At 70.1% G+C, this 16,250-nt stretch carries 16 protein-coding genes; 15 read left to right on the forward strand and 1 reads right to left on the reverse strand.

From position 1 onward, the window contains the following. Positions 1-22: 22 nt before the first annotated feature. Positions 23-808 carry a DeoR/GlpR family DNA-binding transcription regulator gene (locus tag ABFX50_RS05630; RefSeq protein WP_312895422.1) on the reverse strand — a complete coding sequence of 262 codons (786 nt, stop codon included), beginning with the start codon at positions 806-808 and terminating at the stop codon, positions 23-25. Between the two features lie 179 nt (positions 809-987). On the opposite strand from ABFX50_RS05630, the gene ABFX50_RS05635 reads away from it, so the two are divergent. The 15 genes from ABFX50_RS05635 to ABFX50_RS05705 all read left to right on the forward strand — a co-directional run bounded on the left by ABFX50_RS05635 (position 988) and on the right by ABFX50_RS05705 (position 16,197). After that, positions 988-2,049: a substrate-binding domain-containing protein gene (locus ABFX50_RS05635; protein ID WP_346143838.1), complete on the forward strand. Its 1,062-nt coding sequence runs from the start codon at positions 988-990 to the stop codon at positions 2,047-2,049. Then, positions 2,050-2,817 carry an ATP-binding cassette domain-containing protein gene (locus ABFX50_RS05640; RefSeq protein ID WP_183645423.1) on the forward strand — a complete coding sequence of 256 codons (768 nt, stop codon included), beginning with the start codon at positions 2,050-2,052 and terminating at the stop codon, positions 2,815-2,817. Next, the gene (locus ABFX50_RS05645; protein ID WP_183645422.1) at positions 2,814-4,052 is read left to right on the forward strand and encodes a sugar ABC transporter permease; all 1,239 of its coding nucleotides are present in this window, start codon (positions 2,814-2,816) and stop codon (positions 4,050-4,052) included. Before ABFX50_RS05640 ends, ABFX50_RS05645 begins: the two co-directional genes overlap by 4 nt. Positions 4,053-4,066: 14 nt before the next feature. Beyond that, positions 4,067-5,494, forward strand: coding sequence for an FGGY family carbohydrate kinase (locus tag ABFX50_RS05650; RefSeq protein WP_346143841.1), 1,428 nt, complete (start codon positions 4,067-4,069; stop codon positions 5,492-5,494). Continuing rightward, positions 5,491-6,954, forward strand: a complete 1,464-nt coding sequence (locus tag ABFX50_RS05655) for an FGGY-family carbohydrate kinase (RefSeq protein WP_346143843.1) — start codon at positions 5,491-5,493, stop codon at positions 6,952-6,954. Before ABFX50_RS05650 ends, ABFX50_RS05655 begins: the two co-directional genes overlap by 4 nt. Continuing rightward, complete coding sequence (locus ABFX50_RS05660) at positions 6,951-7,556, forward strand: histidine phosphatase family protein (protein WP_183645420.1); 606 nt, start codon at positions 6,951-6,953, stop codon at positions 7,554-7,556. Before ABFX50_RS05655 ends, ABFX50_RS05660 begins: the two co-directional genes overlap by 4 nt. After that, on the forward strand, positions 7,553-8,581 hold the full coding sequence (locus ABFX50_RS05665) for a 2-hydroxyacid dehydrogenase (RefSeq protein WP_346143845.1): 1,029 nt from the start codon (positions 7,553-7,555) through the stop codon (positions 8,579-8,581). The genes ABFX50_RS05660 and ABFX50_RS05665 overlap by 4 nt, the downstream gene beginning before the upstream one ends. Before the next feature lie 110 nt (positions 8,582-8,691). Then, positions 8,692-9,783, forward strand: a complete 1,092-nt coding sequence (locus ABFX50_RS05670; protein ID WP_346143847.1) for an ABC transporter ATP-binding protein — start codon at positions 8,692-8,694, stop codon at positions 9,781-9,783. Then, the gene (locus tag ABFX50_RS05675) at positions 9,776-10,870 is read left to right on the forward strand and encodes an ABC transporter ATP-binding protein (RefSeq protein ID WP_346143849.1); all 1,095 of its coding nucleotides are present in this window, start codon (positions 9,776-9,778) and stop codon (positions 10,868-10,870) included. Before ABFX50_RS05670 ends, ABFX50_RS05675 begins: the two co-directional genes overlap by 8 nt. Beyond that, positions 10,867-11,802 (forward strand): carbohydrate ABC transporter permease, encoded by a 936-nt coding sequence (locus tag ABFX50_RS05680; protein ID WP_346143851.1) that lies wholly within the window; start codon positions 10,867-10,869, stop codon positions 11,800-11,802. Before ABFX50_RS05675 ends, ABFX50_RS05680 begins: the two co-directional genes overlap by 4 nt. Next, entirely contained in the window at positions 11,799-12,602 is an 804-nt protein-coding gene (locus ABFX50_RS05685; protein WP_183645416.1) for a carbohydrate ABC transporter permease, read from the forward strand. The genes ABFX50_RS05680 and ABFX50_RS05685 overlap by 4 nt, the downstream gene beginning before the upstream one ends. A gap of 2 nt (positions 12,603-12,604) precedes the next feature. Further along, positions 12,605-12,880, forward strand: coding sequence for a DUF2160 domain-containing protein (locus ABFX50_RS05690; RefSeq protein ID WP_221241011.1), 276 nt, complete (start codon positions 12,605-12,607; stop codon positions 12,878-12,880). 10 nt (positions 12,881-12,890) lie between these two features. Beyond that, the gene (locus ABFX50_RS05695) at positions 12,891-14,651 is read left to right on the forward strand and encodes an ABC transporter substrate-binding protein (RefSeq protein ID WP_183645415.1); all 1,761 of its coding nucleotides are present in this window, start codon (positions 12,891-12,893) and stop codon (positions 14,649-14,651) included. A 287-nt stretch (positions 14,652-14,938) separates the two neighbouring features. Beyond that, complete coding sequence (locus ABFX50_RS05700; protein ID WP_346143853.1) at positions 14,939-15,490, forward strand: TetR/AcrR family transcriptional regulator; 552 nt, start codon at positions 14,939-14,941, stop codon at positions 15,488-15,490. Positions 15,491-15,555: 65 nt separating this feature from the next. After that, entirely contained in the window at positions 15,556-16,197 is a 642-nt protein-coding gene (locus ABFX50_RS05705) for an SDR family NAD(P)-dependent oxidoreductase (protein WP_346143855.1), read from the forward strand. Positions 16,198-16,250: the final 53 nt, after the last annotated feature.

Raw genomic sequence — 16,250 nt, forward strand, 5'->3', positions numbered from 1 at the left:
AAGAGCACCGGACCGATGAAGCTCAGTTCGAAACGATTTTCAAGGGGACGCCGGCTGCGCGTAGTGGGGCGAGGTCGGATTCGGGGGCGTCGCTGTCCACGATCACCAGGTCGAAGGCCGTCAGCGGTGCCAGTTGGTGCAGCCCCCGCTTGCTGAACTTCGTGTGGTCGATCAGCAGCACCTTCTTGCTCGCCGACTCCATCAGCGCCCGCTTCACCGCCACCGTCTCCTGCGACTGGTGGTAGCAGTGCCCGTTGGTCACCGCCGTGGTCGACATGAACAGCACGTCCGCGTGCAGTGACCTGATCGCCTCGGTGGTGCGCATGCCGAGGAAGGCGTCGTAGGCCGGGTAGTAGGCCCCGCCCAGCGCGATGAGGTCGATGGTGGCCTCGCCGGCCAGCAGGTTGACCACCGCGAGGAAGTTGGAGATCACCGTGACGGGCCCCCTGGCCGGCAGCAGTCCGGCGACGGCCAGGCCTGTGGTGCTCTCGTCGATCATGACAGAGGCGCCGGGCTCGACGAGCGTGACCGCCTCCTCGGCGAGCAGCCGTTTGGCCTCGGACATCGCCTGCACGCGATGACGCACGTCGCCGTGGTAGAGCGCGGACGGCTGGGCCGTCGCGCCGCCGCGTACCTTGCGCAGCCATCCCTCGCTCTGGAGTACGTCGAGGTCACGGTGGATGGTCATCAGACTCACGCCGTGGGCCTCGGCGAGCTGCTCCATGCGGACGAAGCCCTCGCTCGCGACGAGCTGGCGGATCTGGTCGCGGCGTTCCCTTGGGCCGAGCGCGGGGTCGCCGTCTGCCACGAGTCGCCTCCTGATCAGTGTGAAGTCGGTGCTAAAGGTAACACGAGATGTCACCGTAAGTTCTCACATATCCGCATGTTGTAGTTATCAGACTCTTGACATATTTGGGCCATCGGGTGTTGTGTTCCTCACACCACAACACACACCCAGACCTCTCGTCGATGAGCCAAGGAGCAGTCATGAAGAGGGTCACCTTCGCGGTCGCCGTCGCGCTGGCGGCGGCCACCGCCTGTTCGTCCACCACCACGTCGGCAGGGCAGGGCGAGAGCGCCGCCCAAGGTGCGAAGATCGCCTTCCTCATGCCGGACATCGCCTCCACCCGCTACGAGCTCTACGACGCGCCGCTGTTCAAGGCGAAGATGAAGGAGCTCTGCCCGACCTGCGAGGTGCTCTACCAGAACGCCGGAGCCGACGCGGCCAAGCAGCAGCAGCAGGCCAACTCCGCCCTGGCCCAGGGCGTCAAGGCGATCGTGATCGACCCCGTCGACTCCGCCGCCGCCGCCACGATCGTCCAGTCGGCGCAGGCGCAGAAGGTGCCGATCATCGCCTACGACCGGCCGATCCCGGCCGCCAAGGCCGACTACTACGTGTCGTTCGACAACGAGAAGATCGGCTCCCTCATCGCGCAGTCGCTCGTCGACGAGGTGAAGAAGAAGGGCGGCGACGGCGGCCTGCTCGTGGTGAACGGCTCGCCCACCGACGCCGCGGCCCAGCTGATCAAGAAGGGCATCCACAGCGCGGTCGACTCCAGCGGCCTGAAGCTGCTGGCCGAGTACGACACCCCCGGCTGGCAGCCCAACAAGGCGCAGGAGTGGGTCAGCGGTCAGATCGCCCAGTTCCCCGGCAAGATCGGCGGAGTGGTCGCCGCCAACGACGGCACCGGCGGCGGCGCGATCGCCGCGTTCAAGGCCGCCGACACACCCGTGCCGCCGGTCAGCGGCAACGACGCGGAGCTGGCCGCGGTCCAGCGCATCATCAACGGCGACCAGTACAACACCATCTCCAAGCCGATCAAGATCGTGGCCGAGGCGGCGGCGGTGGTCGCGAACGAGTTCGCCCAGGGCAAGAAGCCGGCGGGTAAGACCACGCTGTTCGACACCCCCTCCGAGCTGTTCACCCCGACCGTGGTGACCCAGGAGAACGTGGCGAAGGAACTGCTCGGCCCCGGCGGGGCGCTCAAGGTGTCGGAGGTGTGCACCCCCGACTACAAGGCCGCCTGTGACAAGCTCGGGATCAAGTAGATGCCCATCCTGTCCCTGAGCGGCATCACCAAGACCTTCGGCGCCGTCGCCGCGCTCACCGGCATCGACCTCGACGTCGAAGCCGGTGAGGTCGTCGCGATCGTCGGCGACAACGGCGCGGGCAAGTCCACCCTCGTCAAGATCCTCTCCGGTGTCCACGCCGCGGACTCCGGGACGATCACCTTCGAGGGCGGGCAGGCGCACATCGCCACCCCCGCCGACGCCCACCGTCTCGGCATCGCCACGGTCTTCCAGGACCTGGCGCTGTGCGAGAACCTCAACGTGATCGAGAACCTCTTCCTCGGCCAGGAGCTGCGCGCGCTGCGCCTGGACGACGTGGCGATGGAGGTCCGCTCGTGGGAGCTGCTGCGCCAGCTCTCGGCGAAGATCCCCTCGGTGCGCACCCCCGTGGCCTCGCTCTCGGGCGGACAGCGGCAGACCGTGGCCATCGCCAGGTCGCTGCTGGCCGATCCCAAGGTGGTCATCCTGGACGAGCCGACGGCCGCGCTGGGCGTCGCGCAGACGGCGGAGGTGCTCAACCTGATCGAACGGCTGCGCGACCGCGGTCTCGGCGTGATCATGATCAGCCACAACATGGCCGACGTGAAGGCCGTCGCCGACAAGGTGGCGGTGCTGCGGCTCGGCCGTAACAACGGGACCTTCGCCGTCGGCGAGGTGTCCCAGGAGGACATCATCGCGGCGATCACCGGCGCCACCGACAACGTGGTGACCCGCCGCGCGCAATCGCAGGAAAGGCTCCGCCAATGACCGATCTCGAGACTCCGACGGACCTGAAGGACGAGCGGCTGATCGGCAGGCAGGGCCTGCGCGGCGCCGCCGAGGGCCTGCTCGACCGGGTCCGCGGCGGCGACCTGGGCGTCCTGCCCGTCGTCATCGGGCTGATCGTGATCTGGTCGGTGTTCCAGGCGCTCAACCCGATCTTCCTGTCCAGCGTCAACCTGGTGAACCTCACACTGGAGTGCGCCCCTGTCGGCATCATCGCGCTGGGCGTGGTGGTCGTGCTGCTCGTCGGCCAGATCGACCTGTCGGTCGGCTCGGTCAGCGGCCTGACCTCCGCGGTCATGGCGGTGTTCTTCGTGGACAGGAGGCTGCCGGTATGGCTGGCGATCCTGGCCGCGATCGTGATCGGCTGCGCGATCGGCTGGGTCTACGGGCAGATCTTCAACAGGTTCGGCGTGCCCAGCTTCGTCATCACCATGGCGGGACTGCTCGGCCTGCTCGGCGTGCAGCTGTGGATGCTGGGCGCCAAGGGCTCGATCAACCTGCCCTTCGACTCGGGCCTGGTCGCCTTCGCGCAGCTGGCCTTCGTGCCGGTGTGGCTGTCGTACGTGTTCGTCGTGGTGGCCGCGGCGGGCCTGTTCGCCAGCGGGTACGCCCATGCCAGGCGGCGCAGGAAGGCCTCGCTGTCGGCGGTCTCCACCCAGCTGCTGGTCGCCAGGAGCGTCCTGGTGCTCATCGGCCTCGGCGTGGTCGTCTGGTATCTCAACCAGACCCGCGGCGTGGGCTGGATGTTCGTGCTGTTCCTCGCGCTGGTGCTGGTCATGCACTACGTGCTGGGCCGTACCAAGTTCGGTAAGTCGATCTACGCGGTCGGCGGCAACGCCGAGGCGGCCAGGCGCGCGGGCATCAACGTCAGGGCCGTCTACACCTCCGCGTTCGTGCTGTGCACGACGCTCGCCGCCGTCGGCGGCGTGCTGGCCGCGGCCAGGCTCGCGGCGGTCAACCAGAGCAGCGGAGGCGGCGACGTCAACCTCAACGCCATCGCGGCCGCCGTCATCGGCGGCACCAGCCTGTTCGGCGGCAGGGGTACGGCCTTCGCCGCGCTGCTGGGCATCGTGGTGATCCAGTCCATCTCCAGCGGGCTGACCCTGCTCAACCTCGACTCCTCCTTCCGCTTCATGGTCACCGGCGCCGTCCTGCTCCTCGCGGTGGCCGTGGACTCGGTGGCTCGCAGGTCGCGGGTCTCCCACGGCAGGGCGTAGGGGGGGAGCGAGCGATGGCAGTGGTCTGTGTCGACGCCGGCACCACGATGATCAAGGCGGTCGGCTACGACGAGGAGGGCGCCGAGGCCGTGGTGGCGCGCAGGGCCACCACCGTGACCAGGCCCCGTCCCGGCTGGGCCGAGCAGGACATGAACGCGGTGTGGGAGGCGGTCGTCTCCTGCGTGCGCGAGGTGGTCGAGGGCATGGCCGGGCCCTTCGACTACGTCGCGGTCACCGCGCAGGGCGACGGCTGCTGGCTGGTCGGCCCCGACGGCGAGCCGACGGGGCCCGCCATCCTCTGGAACGACGCCCGCGCGGCCGCCTTCGTCGCGGACTGGACTGCGGCGGGCGTGCTGGAGCGGGCCTTTCACCGTAACGGCTCGCTGACCTTCGCCGGGCTGCCCAACGCCGTGCTGGCGTGGCTGCGCCTGCACGACCCGGAGCGGCTCGACCGCTCGGCGACCGCGCTGACCTGTGGCGGCTGGCTGTTCTCCAAACTCACCGGCAGGGTCGCGGTCGACAGCTCCGACGCCTCCGCGCCTTTCACCGACCTGGCCACGGGGCGCTACTCCGCCGAGCTGCTGGCCCTCTACGACCTGGAGTGGGCCGCCCCGCTGCTGCCCGAGCAGCTCGACGACGAGGACAGGGCCGCGCCGCTGACCGCGCAGGGGCTGGGCCTGCCCACGGGCACCCCCGTCGTGCTGTCCTCCTACGACATCGCCTCCACCGCGGTCGGCGTCGGCGCCGTCACCCCAGGGCAGGCATGCACGATCCTCGGCACGACGCTGTGCACGGAGATCGTCACCGACCGGGTGGAGCTGGGGGAGCGGGCCTCGGGCCTGACCGTCGCACTCGGGCTGCCCGGGCTCCACCTGCGGGCCTTCCCCACGCTGGCGGGCGGCGAGGTGATCGGCTGGGCCTGCGAGATGCTCGGCCTGAGCCATCCCGCCGACCTCGGCGAGCTGGCCACCCTGGCGCCCGCGGGCGCGGAGGGTCTGGTGTTCCTTCCCTATCTGTCGCCCGCCGGAGAGCGCGCCCCCTTCCTCGATCCGTTCGCGAGAGGCGCGTTCGTCGGCCTCTCCTTCGAGCACCGCCGTGAGCATCTGGCCCGCGCGGTCATGGAAGGCCTCAGCATGGTCATCAGAGACTGCCTCACCGCCTCCCACGTCAGGCCCACCGAGCTGCGCGTCTGCGGAGGCGGCGCGGCCAGCGAGGTGTGGACGCGGCTCATCGCCGACGTCACGGGCCTGCCCGTGCTGCGCACGGCCGACGAGGAGGCCGGCGCCAGAGGCGCCTACGTCATGGGCGGCCTGGCCACCGGTGCGCTGGCCAAGGTGCCCGAACCCCGGGTACGGCAGGCGCTCGACCCGGCCGCGGGGCCGTACGACGAGCTGTTCGACCGGTTCCTGCGCGTCAGGGAGAGCGTCAGGAGCAGCAGGTGAGCGGCGTCTGGGTCGGGCTGGATCTCGGCACGCAGAGCGTCAGGGCGCTCGCCGTCACGGGCGAGGGCAGGGTCGCGGGCATGGGCACGCGCAAGCTGACCAGCCACCGCGAAGGCGAGCGGCACGAGCAGGACCCCGAGCAGTGGTGGCACGCGACCGCGCTGGCCTGCGCCGAGGCGCTCGCCGACGTGCCGGACGCCGAGGTGCACGGCGTGGCGGTGGACGCCACCTCCGGCACCGTCCTGCTCGCCGACACGCAGGGCCGCCCGCTCACGCCCGGCCTGATGTACGACGACACCCGCGCCGCCGCCCAGGTGGACAAGATCAACGAGGTGGGCGGCCATGTCTGGTCCCAGCTCGGCTACCGCCGCATGCAGGCCGCGTGGGCGCTGCCGAAACTGCTCTGGCTGCTCGACGAGTACGGCTGGAGCGGCGTCAGGCTGCTGCACCAGAGCGACTTCGTCAACCGCCGCCTGGTCGGCCATGAGGTGCCCACCGATCTCAGCAGCGCGCTCAAGACAGGGGCGCACCTGATCGAGGAGGACTGGCCTTCGGACGTGCTCGCCACGCTCGGCGTGCCGGGCGAGACGCTGCCCTTCCTGGTCCGTTCGGGCACGGTTCTCGGCACGGTCTGCGCCGCCGCGGCCGAGCTCACCGGCCTGCCCGAGGGCACCCCCGTCATCGCGGGGGCGACCGACGGCTGCGCCGCCCAGCTCGGCGCGGGCGCGCTCACCCCCGGCAGCTGGAACTCCGTGCTCGGCACCACCCTGGTGATCAAGGGGGTGACCCGCGAGCTGGTCCGCGACCCGCTGGGCGCGGTCTACTCGCACAGGGCGCCCGACGGCGCCTGGCTGCCGGGCGGCGCGTCGAGCACGGGCTCGGGCGCGATCGCCCGTGACTTCCCCGGCCGCGACCTCGACGAGCTGAGCGCCGCGGCCGCAGGACGAGAACCGGCCGGGCCGCTCGCCTACCCGCTCGTCTCGGCAGGGGAGCGCTTCCCCTTCGTCGCGCCGCAGGCCAGAGGGTTCCTCCTTGGCGAGGTGGCCGACGAGGCCGAGCACTTCGCGGCGTTGTTGCAGGGTGTCGCCTTCGTCGAACGGCTCTGCTTCGACTATCTGGACCAGCTCGGCGCTCCCGTGGACGGCGCGCTCACCCTGACGGGCGGCGCGACGCGCAGCGCGTACTGGTGCCAGCTGCGCGCCGACGTGCTGGGCAGGCAGGTCACGCTCCCCGAGAACGCCGAACCCGCGCTCGGCATGGCGGTGCTGGCCGCCTCGCCAGGCCGCAGGGTCGCCGACGTGGCCGCGGAGATGGTCCGCGTCCGCGACACGATCGACCCCCGCCCCGGCTCTGCCGACCGTTTCGACGACGCCTACCTGCGCCTGGTCGACGAGCTGGCGCGCAGGCAGTGGCTGCCCGCCGAGGTCGCCGCGCACGCACACGAGAGGACAACCCGATGACCCGCCTGGTCCTGGTCCGTCATGGAGAGTCGGTGTGGCACGCCGAGAACCGCTACGCGGGCATCAGCGACATCGCGCTGACCCCGCTGGGCGTACGGCAGGCCGCCAGGCTCGCCGCATGGGCCGGGGGCGCGCAGCTGTCGGCGGTGTGGGCCTCCACGCTGTCGCGCTCCAGGCTCACGGCCGAGCCGTGCGCCGAGGCGGTCGGTGTCCCGCTGCGCGTCGACGAGCGGCTGCGCGAGCTGGCCTTCGGCGAGGCCGAGGGGCTCACGGCCGCCGAGATGAGCAGCCGCTTCCCGCAGGCGCGCGAGGCGTTCACCACCGACCCCGTCGCCCACCACCTGCCGGGCGGCGAGGACCCCGTCAAGGCCGCCCAGCGCTTCACCGAATGCCTGCACGACATCGCCGCCGAGCACCCCGAGGGCCGCGTGCTGGTGGTCGCGCACACCACGATCATCAGGCTCGCCCTGTGCGGGCTCATCGGGGTGCCGCTGCGCGAGTACCGGCGGCTGTTCCCGTTCCTGAGCAACGGGGCCCTGACCGAGATCGCCCTCCGCGACGGCGACATCGCCCTCCTCCAGTTCAACGGAGCCCTCTCATGACCACCCGTGTCCTCGCCGCAGGCGACCACTTCGTCCTCAACCGCCTGTTTTCCGAAGCTCTCGAAGGCGTCGGCGACCTGGAGATCTCCGAGCTGACCCTGCCGTGGCCGGTCGAGCCGTTCGGCCCGGTCGCCGAGGTGCGCGAGGCGTCGGGAGGCGAGGAGGAGCTCATCGAGGCGCTGCGCGGGGTGGAGATCTGCCTCACCCAGATGGCGCCGCTGACCGAGCGGATCCTCGCCGCCTCACCGGAGCTGCGCCTGTTCTGCGTGGGGAGAGGCGGGCCGGTCAACGCCAACCTGGAGGCGGCCACCAGGCACGGCGTCGCCGTCTGCTACGCCCCGGGCCGCAACGCCACCGCCACGGCCGAGCACACGATGGGCATGATCCTCGCCGCGATCCGGCGGATCCCCGCCACCCACGGCGAGCTCGTCTCCGGCGTCTGGCGCGGCGACTACTACACCTACGACAGCGTCGGCCCCGAGCTGGAAGGCGCGACGGTCGGCCTGGTCGGCTACGGCGCCATCGGCCGCAGGGTGGCCAGGATGCTGGCCGGGTTCGGCGCGCGGGTGCTGGTCTTCGACCCCTACGCCGAGCTGGACGGCCCGGCCGAGCGGGTCGCGTCGCTGGAGGAGCTGCTGTCGAGGTCGCTGGTGGTGTCGTTGCACGCCAGGGCCACCCCCGAGACCGCCGGCATGATCGGCGCGAGGCAGCTGGCCGTCATGCCCAGAGGATCGGTGCTGGTCAACTGCGCGAGGGGCAGCCTGGTCGACTACGAGGCGGTGTGCGACGCGCTGGAGTCGGGACAGCTGTTCGCCGCGGCGTTCGACGTCTTCCCCGAGGAGCCGCTGCCGAAGGACTCCAGGTTGCTCACCGCGCCGAACGTGGTCATGACGCCGCACCTGGCGGGGGCGAGCAAGGAGACGGCGGGCAACGCCGCCCGCATCGTGGCCGCCGAAGTGGGCCGCTACCTGCGCGGAGAGCCGCTCGCCCACTGCGCCAACCCGGAGGTATTCCGGCTCAGTTAACCGGAGATTTCGCGCCAGACATTTACTCTAGGCACGCACTTGCTTGTCATGTTAGATGGAGGAGCGGCACCCAGTAAACAATCTTGCACCGGGAGAGAGGACCGGGCTCGATGGCGCTGGTTCTTGACGGTGTTTGCGTACGACAACGTGACGAGATCTGGCTCGACGACATAAACCTCGAATTATCCAGCGGAATGACCGTGCTCATCGGTCCGCTGGGCGCGGGGAAAACGACGCTGATGCGGGTCGTGGCAGGCCTGCACCCGCCGGGTGCGGGCCGGGTCATTGTCGACGGAAAAGACGTCGCCTCGATCTCGGTGCGAAAACGCTCCGTGGCCTTCGTCTACCAGCAGTTCATCAACTATCCCTCCCTGACGGTCCACGAGAACATCGCCTCCCCGCTGCGTCTCGACCGCGCCTTTCCCAAGGACCAGGTCGACCGGCGGGTGGGCGAGGTCGCCGAGCTCATGGGCATCGGCGACCTGCTGCCACGCAGGCCGTCCGAGCTGTCGGGCGGCCAGCAGCAGCGCACCGCCATCGCCAGGGCACTGGCCAGGCCCGTGGACGTGCTGCTGCTCGACGAGCCGCTCGCCAACCTCGACTACAAGCTCAGGGAGCAGCTGAGGGGCGACCTCAAGAGCATGTTCGGCCAGTCGAAGGGCGTGGTGCTCTACTCGACATCCGATCCCGCGGAGGCGCTCGGCTTCGCGGCGCCCACAGTGGTCCTCGGCGAGGGCCGGGTACGGCACGTCGGCGATGCCGCGGACATGTACGACCGGCCGCCCACGCTGGCCGTCGCCGCGACGCTCAGCGATCCGCCGCTGAACCTCCTGCCCGGCGTCGTGCGCGACGGATGGATCGAGTGCATGGGCGCCTCCTTCGAGGCTCCGCGGGCGCACGCCCGGGCCGAGCGCGTCGTCCTCGGCGTCCGCCCGCACCAGGTGAGCATCGAGGGGGCCGGGCCCGGCGCGCTCGCCTTCCCGGCGGAGATCCGCCTGGCAGAGGTGACCGGCAGCGCGACCTTCCTGCACCTGCTGCTGCGGGGCGGCACCCACCTCGTCGCCCAGCTGCCGGGCACCCGGCTGTTCACCCCCGGCGAGCAGGCGACCGCCTACGTCGACCCCGCCCACGTCCTGGTCTTCGACGAGGCCGGCGGGGACCTGCTGGCCTCGTCGACGGCGGAGGTCGATCTGCATGGCTGACATCCGCCTCGAGGGCGTGGGACACAGCTACGACGGCGGCAGGACCTGGGCGCTCAAGCCGATGACCTGGACCTGGCGGGAGGCCAGGGCCTACGCCCTGCTCGGGCCGAGCGGGTGCGGCAAGACCACCCTGCTGAACATCGTCTCCGGCCTGCTCTCCCCGACCGTGGGGCGGATCTGGTTCGGCGACCGCGACGTGACCTCGGTGCCGACGGCGGGCCGCAACATCGCGCAGGTCTTCCAGTTCCCCGTGCTGTACGAGCAGATGTCGGTCTACGACAACCTCGCCTTCCCGCTGCGCAACCGCAGGTACCCCAAGGCGGAGATCGACCAGCGCGTCCGCAGGGTGTCGCAGCTGCTGGGGCTCGACGAGCATCTCCACCGCAGGTCGCGCAGGCTGGATCCGGGCCGGCAGCAGATCGTCAGCCTGGGCAGGGGCCTGGTCCGCTCCGAGGTCGCCGCCGTGCTGCTCGACGAGCCGCTCACGGTGATCGACCCCGCGCTGAAGTGGACCCTGCGCAGCAAGCTGAAGGAGATCCACCGCGACACCGGCCACACGCTCATCTACGTCACGCACGACCAGACCGAGGCGCTGACCTTCGCCGACGAGGTGGTGGTGCTCAAGGACGGAGAGGTCGTCCAGTCAGGCACGCCCGCCGAGCTGTTCCTGTCGCCAGCCCACGAGTTCGTCGGCCACTTCATCGGATCGCCCGGCATGAACGTGCTGCCGGCCGAGGTCGTCGGCGGGCTGGTCAGAGTGGGGGAGGCGGTGATCGGCAGGGCCGTCGGCGAGCTGCCGCCCGGTCCCGTGCGCGTCGGCGTCAGGCCCGAGTTCGTGCGCGTCAGCGCCGCGCGGGAGACGCCCGGCGTGAAGGCGCGGGTGAAGGGCGTGGACCGCATGGGCGCCTACCACCTGGTCCGCGCCGACGTGGACGGCCACGACCTGGTCGCCAAGGTGGACGCGGGCTCCCACCACACACCTGGCGCGGTCGAGTTCTTCCACTTCGCCGCCGACGGGGCGTTCCTGTTCAGGGACGAGGTGAGGTGCGGGTCCATAGCGCCGCTCGAAGGGGGCCAGGGAGTGTGACCAGCCAGTTAGCCGAGGACGCCGGGACCGAGACCTCGCCACGAGAGGAGGCCCGCGGCAGGCAGGCCGACCTGAAGCCGAAGAACAACCGCGCCTGGTTCCTGGTGCTGCCCGTCGTGGTGTCGGTCGCGTTCACCGCGGTCATCCCGCTGATGACCGTCGTCAACTTCTCCGTGCAGGACATCTTCACCCCCACCGACCGGATCTTCGTGGGGCTCGACTGGTTCAGGTCCATCTCCCGCGACCCCGAGGTGCGCGCCGCCTTCCTGAGGACCCTGCTGTTCTCCGCCCAGGTGCTGCTGGTGGAGATCCCGCTCGGCGTCGCGATCGCGGTGTGTATGCCGCGGCGCGGGGTGTCGGTGTCGGTGGCCCTGGTCGTCGTCGCGCTGCCGCTGCTCATCCCGTGGAACGTGGTCGGCACCATCTGGCAGATCTTCGCCCGCGGCGACATCGGCCTGGGCGGCTGGACGATCAACAACGTGCTGGGCATCGGGTTCAACTACACGCTCGACTCCACCGACGCCTGGATCACCGTCCTGCTCATGGACGTCTGGCACTGGACGCCGCTGGTGGCGCTGCTGGCCTACGCGGGCCTGCGCTCGATCCCCGACCCCTACTTCCAGGCCGCGCAGATCGACGCCGCCTCCGCGTGGGCCACCTTCCGCCACATCCAGCTGCCCCGCCTGCGCGGTGTGCTGACCATCGCCGTCCTGCTCCGCTTCATGGACAGCTTCATGATCTACACCGAGCCCTTCGTGGTGACGGGCGGCGGGCCAGGCAACGCCACCTCCTTCCTCAGCATCCTGCTGTCGAAGATCGCCGTCGGGCAGTTCGACCTCGGCCCCGCAGGCGCGTTCTCGCTGCTCTACTTCCTCATCGTGCAGATCATCTCCTACGTCTTCTTCACCGTGCTGACGAGGAGCGGGCGATGAGGCTGCCTTGGGCGCGCACGGTGTTCTGGCTGTACGCCGCCACCCTCATGCTGCCGCTGCTGTGGATGTTCGGGATGTCCATCAGGCCGAACGAGGACATCCTCGGCAGTTTCTCGCTCATTCCGCAGCGGGTGACGCTGGAGAACTACGAGACGTTCTTCACCAACGACGTGTGGTATTCGAGCTATCTCAACTCGATTCTCTACACGTCCATGAACGCGGTCATGTCGCTGATCGTGGCGCTTCCCGCGGCGTACGCGTTCTCACGCTTCAGGTTCGCCGGTGACAAACACCTGTTCTTCTGGCTGCTGACCAACAGGATGGCGCCGCCCGCCGTCTTCCTGCTGCCCTTCTTCCAGATCTACCAGAGCGTCGGCCTTTTCGACACGCACCTCGGCGTCGCCATCGCGCACATGCTCTTCAACGTGCCGCTCGCCGTATGGATCCTCGAAGGCTTCATGTCGGGAATTCCGCGCGAGATCGACGAGACGGCGGCCATCGACGGCTATTCGCTGCCGCGCTTCTTCATCCGCATCTTCCTGCCGATGATCCGCTCGGCGATCGGCGTCACCGCCTTCTTCTGCTTCATGTTCAGCTGGGTCGAACTGCTCATCGCCAGGACCATCACCTCCGTCGACGCCAAGCCCATCGCGGCCACCATGACCAGGACCGTGAGCGCGGCGGGCGTCGACTGGGGACTGCTGGCCGCGGCGGGCGTGCTGACGATCATCCCGGGCGCGATCGTCATCTGGTTCGTCAGGAACTACATAGCCAAGGGCTTCTCCATGGGGAGGGTCTGACCGTGCTCGAGTGGATGGTGTGGACCCCGCCCACGGCACTGGTGTTCGCGGGGCTGGTCCTGCTGCTGACCGGGATGGCGGTGTGGGGCAGGCTCTCGCCTCCCGTCGCGCGCCGCGGATTCCTGCGCATCGAGACCGACAGGGGCGACCGCCTGTACATCGGGCTGATCAGCGCGGCCGTCGTGCTGGCCGGGTGGATCGCCCTCACCGACCTGTCGATGTGGCTGGCGCTGGGCTGCGCGCTGCTGGTGGCACTGGTCATCGGCATATGGGGATGAAGGAGGGACGATGTCGTCAACGCTCAAACGGGCAGGTGCCGTACTCATCCTGCTGGTGGCGGGCTGCAGCACCGGCGGGGGAGGTGGGGGCACGAGCGACTTCAGGGAGGAGGACGGCAAGGCCGCCGCCCGCCGATGGGTCAGCGAGGAGTTCACGCCCAGCACGCTCTCCCGCGACCAGCAACTGGCGGAGATGGACTGGTTCATCAAGGCGGCCGCGCCGTACCGCGGAATGGAGATCAACGTGGTCTCCGAGACGATCACCACCCACGAGTACGAGTCGCAGAAGCTCGCCAAGGCCTTCAGCGAGATCACCGGCATCAGGCTCAAGCACGACCTGATCCAGGAGGGTGACGTCGTCGAGAAGCTGCAGACCCAGATCCAGGGCAACCAGAACATCTACGACGCCTACGTCAACGACTCCGACCTCATCGGCACCCACTCCCGCGGCGACTACGTCTTCCCCCTGTCGGACTACATGGCGGGAGAGGGCAAGGCCGTCACCTCGCCCACGCTCGACCTGCAGGACTTCATCGGCATCAGCTTCACGACGGGCCCGGACAAGAAGCTCTACCAGCTTCCCGACCAGCAGTTCGCCAACCTCTACTGGTTCCGCTACGACTGGTTCACCGACGAGAAGATCAAGAAGCAGTTCAAGGACGCCTACGGCTACGACCTCGGCGTCCCCGTCAACTGGGCGGCCTACGAGGACATCGCCGACTTCTTCACCAACAAGGTGAACGGCGACGGCACGATCGACGGCAAGAAGGTCTACGGCCACATGGACTACGGCCGCAAGGACCCGTCGCTGGGCTGGCGCTTCACCGACTCGTGGCTGTCCATGGCGGGCAACGGCGACGCGGGCATCCCCAACGGGCTGCCGGTGGACGACTGGGGCATCAGGGTGGAGAACTGCCGCCCCGTCGGCTCGTCGGTGACCCGCGGCGGCGACACCAACGGCCCCGCAGCCGTCTACGCGCTCAACAAGTACGTCGACTGGCTGAAGAAGTACGCCCCGAAGGAGGCGGCGGGCATGAACTTCAGCGAGTCGGGGCCCGTGCCCGCGCAGGGCGCCATCGCGCAGCAGATCTTCTGGTACACCGCCTTCACCGCGGACCTGGCCAAGGAGGGCCTGCCCGTGGTCAACGCGGACGGCACGCCGAAGTGGCGCATGGCCCCCAGCCCGCACGGCGCGTACTGGAAGGACGGCAACAAGCTGGGCTACCAGGACGCCGGCGCCTGGACGTTGCTGAAGAACACCCCCCAGGAGCGGCGGGCGGCGGCGTGGCTGTACGCCCAGTTCGTCACGTCCAAGACGGTCTCGCTGAAGAAGTCCATCACGGGCCTCACCTTCATCCGCGACTCCGACATCAGGAGCGACTACTTCACCGAGAACGCCGCCAAGTACGGCGGGCTCATCGAGTTCTACCGCTCGCCCGCCCGCAAGCAGTGGACCCCGACGGGCACCAACGTCCCCGACTACCCGAAGCTGGCCCAGCTGTGGTGGCAGAACGTCGCCACCGCGGTCACGGGCGAGACAACGGCCCAGCAGTCGATGGACAACCTGGCCAAGCAGCAGGACGACATCCTGTCCAGGCTGGAGCGGCGGGGCTACGGCGGGGAGTGCGCGCCGAAGCTGAACCAGGAGAGGGACGCCCAGTACTGGCTGGACCAGCCCGGCGCCCCCGCGCCGAAGCTCGCCGACGAGAGAGGCAAGCCGGAGACGCTCGACTACGACAAGCTGCTCGCCCAGTGGAAGGGCACCGACTGACAACCACCCGGCCTCGGCGCCCCCGGCCCGCGAAGGGCCGTGGTGGCGGCTGAGGCCGGCAGGGCGCGATCACCAAGGCGCGGGCCGGCCGCGGCCGCGCTACCCTGTCGGCTACCTGCGGGGGCGCGCCGCGAGGCGGGCCCGGATCCTCTCCGGCCTCGTCGCGCCCCCGACCGTGATCGACCGAGGGGGCTGATCGTGCACGTGACCGCCGGCCGCGCGACGGGCGTCGCCGCCACCGCCGCGGGACAGCGGTGAGGGCGCCGGGACGGCCGCGCAGCCAGGAGGTGGACGCGGCCGTGCTCGCCGCCGCCCTCGACCTGTTGATCGAGTACGGCGCCAGCCAGACGAGCATCGAGCAGGTCGCCCAGCGGGCGGGGGTGACCAGGGCCACCGTCTACCGGCGCTTCGCCGGCAAGACGGCGCTGCTGGTCCAGGCGATCGAGTCGGTCCACCAGGACCATGAGCCAGGCGCCATCGACTGGCCCGACATCGCCAGCATGCTCGACGACTGGGCCCTCTACCTGAGCGAGCCGCGCAACCGCCGCATGCTGCGCCGCCTGTACGGCGCCGTGGACGACCACCCCGAACTGCTCCAGGCCTACCGCGGCGCCAACGGCCTGCGCAGGGCGGCGGCCGAGCGCGCCACGCTGGCCGCCGCGCGCGACAGCGGCGAGCTGCCCGCCGACACGGACCTCGACATCCTCCAGCAGGTGCTCAACGGGGCGGTGCTGCACCACCTCGGCTCCTACCCCGACACCACGAGCGCCGCCGACATCAAGGCCTTCCTCGCCGCGGTGCTCAGGCAGGCGGGCCACCGTCCCGGCGCGGGCGGTTGACCCTCACACCGATGTGACGCTTTAACCTCCCGTTGTCGCGAATCCGGACGAATGGAGGAGGCAAGGTGGCAGGAGCGGTGGTCATCGGAGCGGGACCGGGGATCGGGCAGGCGGTCGCGCGCAGGTTCGCCAGGGAGAGCATGCCGGTCACGCTGATCGCGCGAAGGGCAGGGACGCTGAAGGGCGCCGAGCCGGGCGGGGTGCCCGTGCTCACCCTGACGGCCGACAGCACCGACGAGGTAGCGCTGCGCGCCGCGCTCGACAGGGCGGCAGGCGAGTTCGGCCTGCCGGACGTGGTGGTGTACAACGCCGCGATCATCCAGGCCGACAGGCCGGGCGAGTTGCCCGCGCGCGCCCACCTGGACGCATGGGCGGTCAACGTGGTGGGCGCGCTCACCGCCGCCGCCCACGTCGCGCCCGCGATGGCACGGCGCGGCAGCGGCTCCATCCTCATCACCGGGGGCATGCCGCAGCCGAAGGCCGCCTACGTGAGCCTGTCGCTGGGCAAGGCGGGGGTCAGGACGCTGGTGAGCCTGCTCGACCAGGAGTACGGCGCCGCGGGCGTGCACGTGGCCGGCGTCACCGTGGCGGGGGCCGTCGCCCCCGGCACCGCGTTCGACCCCGACGACATCGCCGAGCACTACTGGCGGCTGCACACCCAGCCCCGCGAGCAGTGGGAGCACGAGGTCGTACACGAGGGCTCCTGAACAGGGCGCCGGGCGCACCGGCGCGTGCCGGTGCGCCCGCGAGGGCCTGGACT

The organism is Nonomuraea recticatena, assembly GCF_039533245.1.
GTDB classification, from domain to species: Bacteria; Actinomycetota; Actinomycetes; order Streptosporangiales; family Streptosporangiaceae; genus Nonomuraea; species Nonomuraea roseola.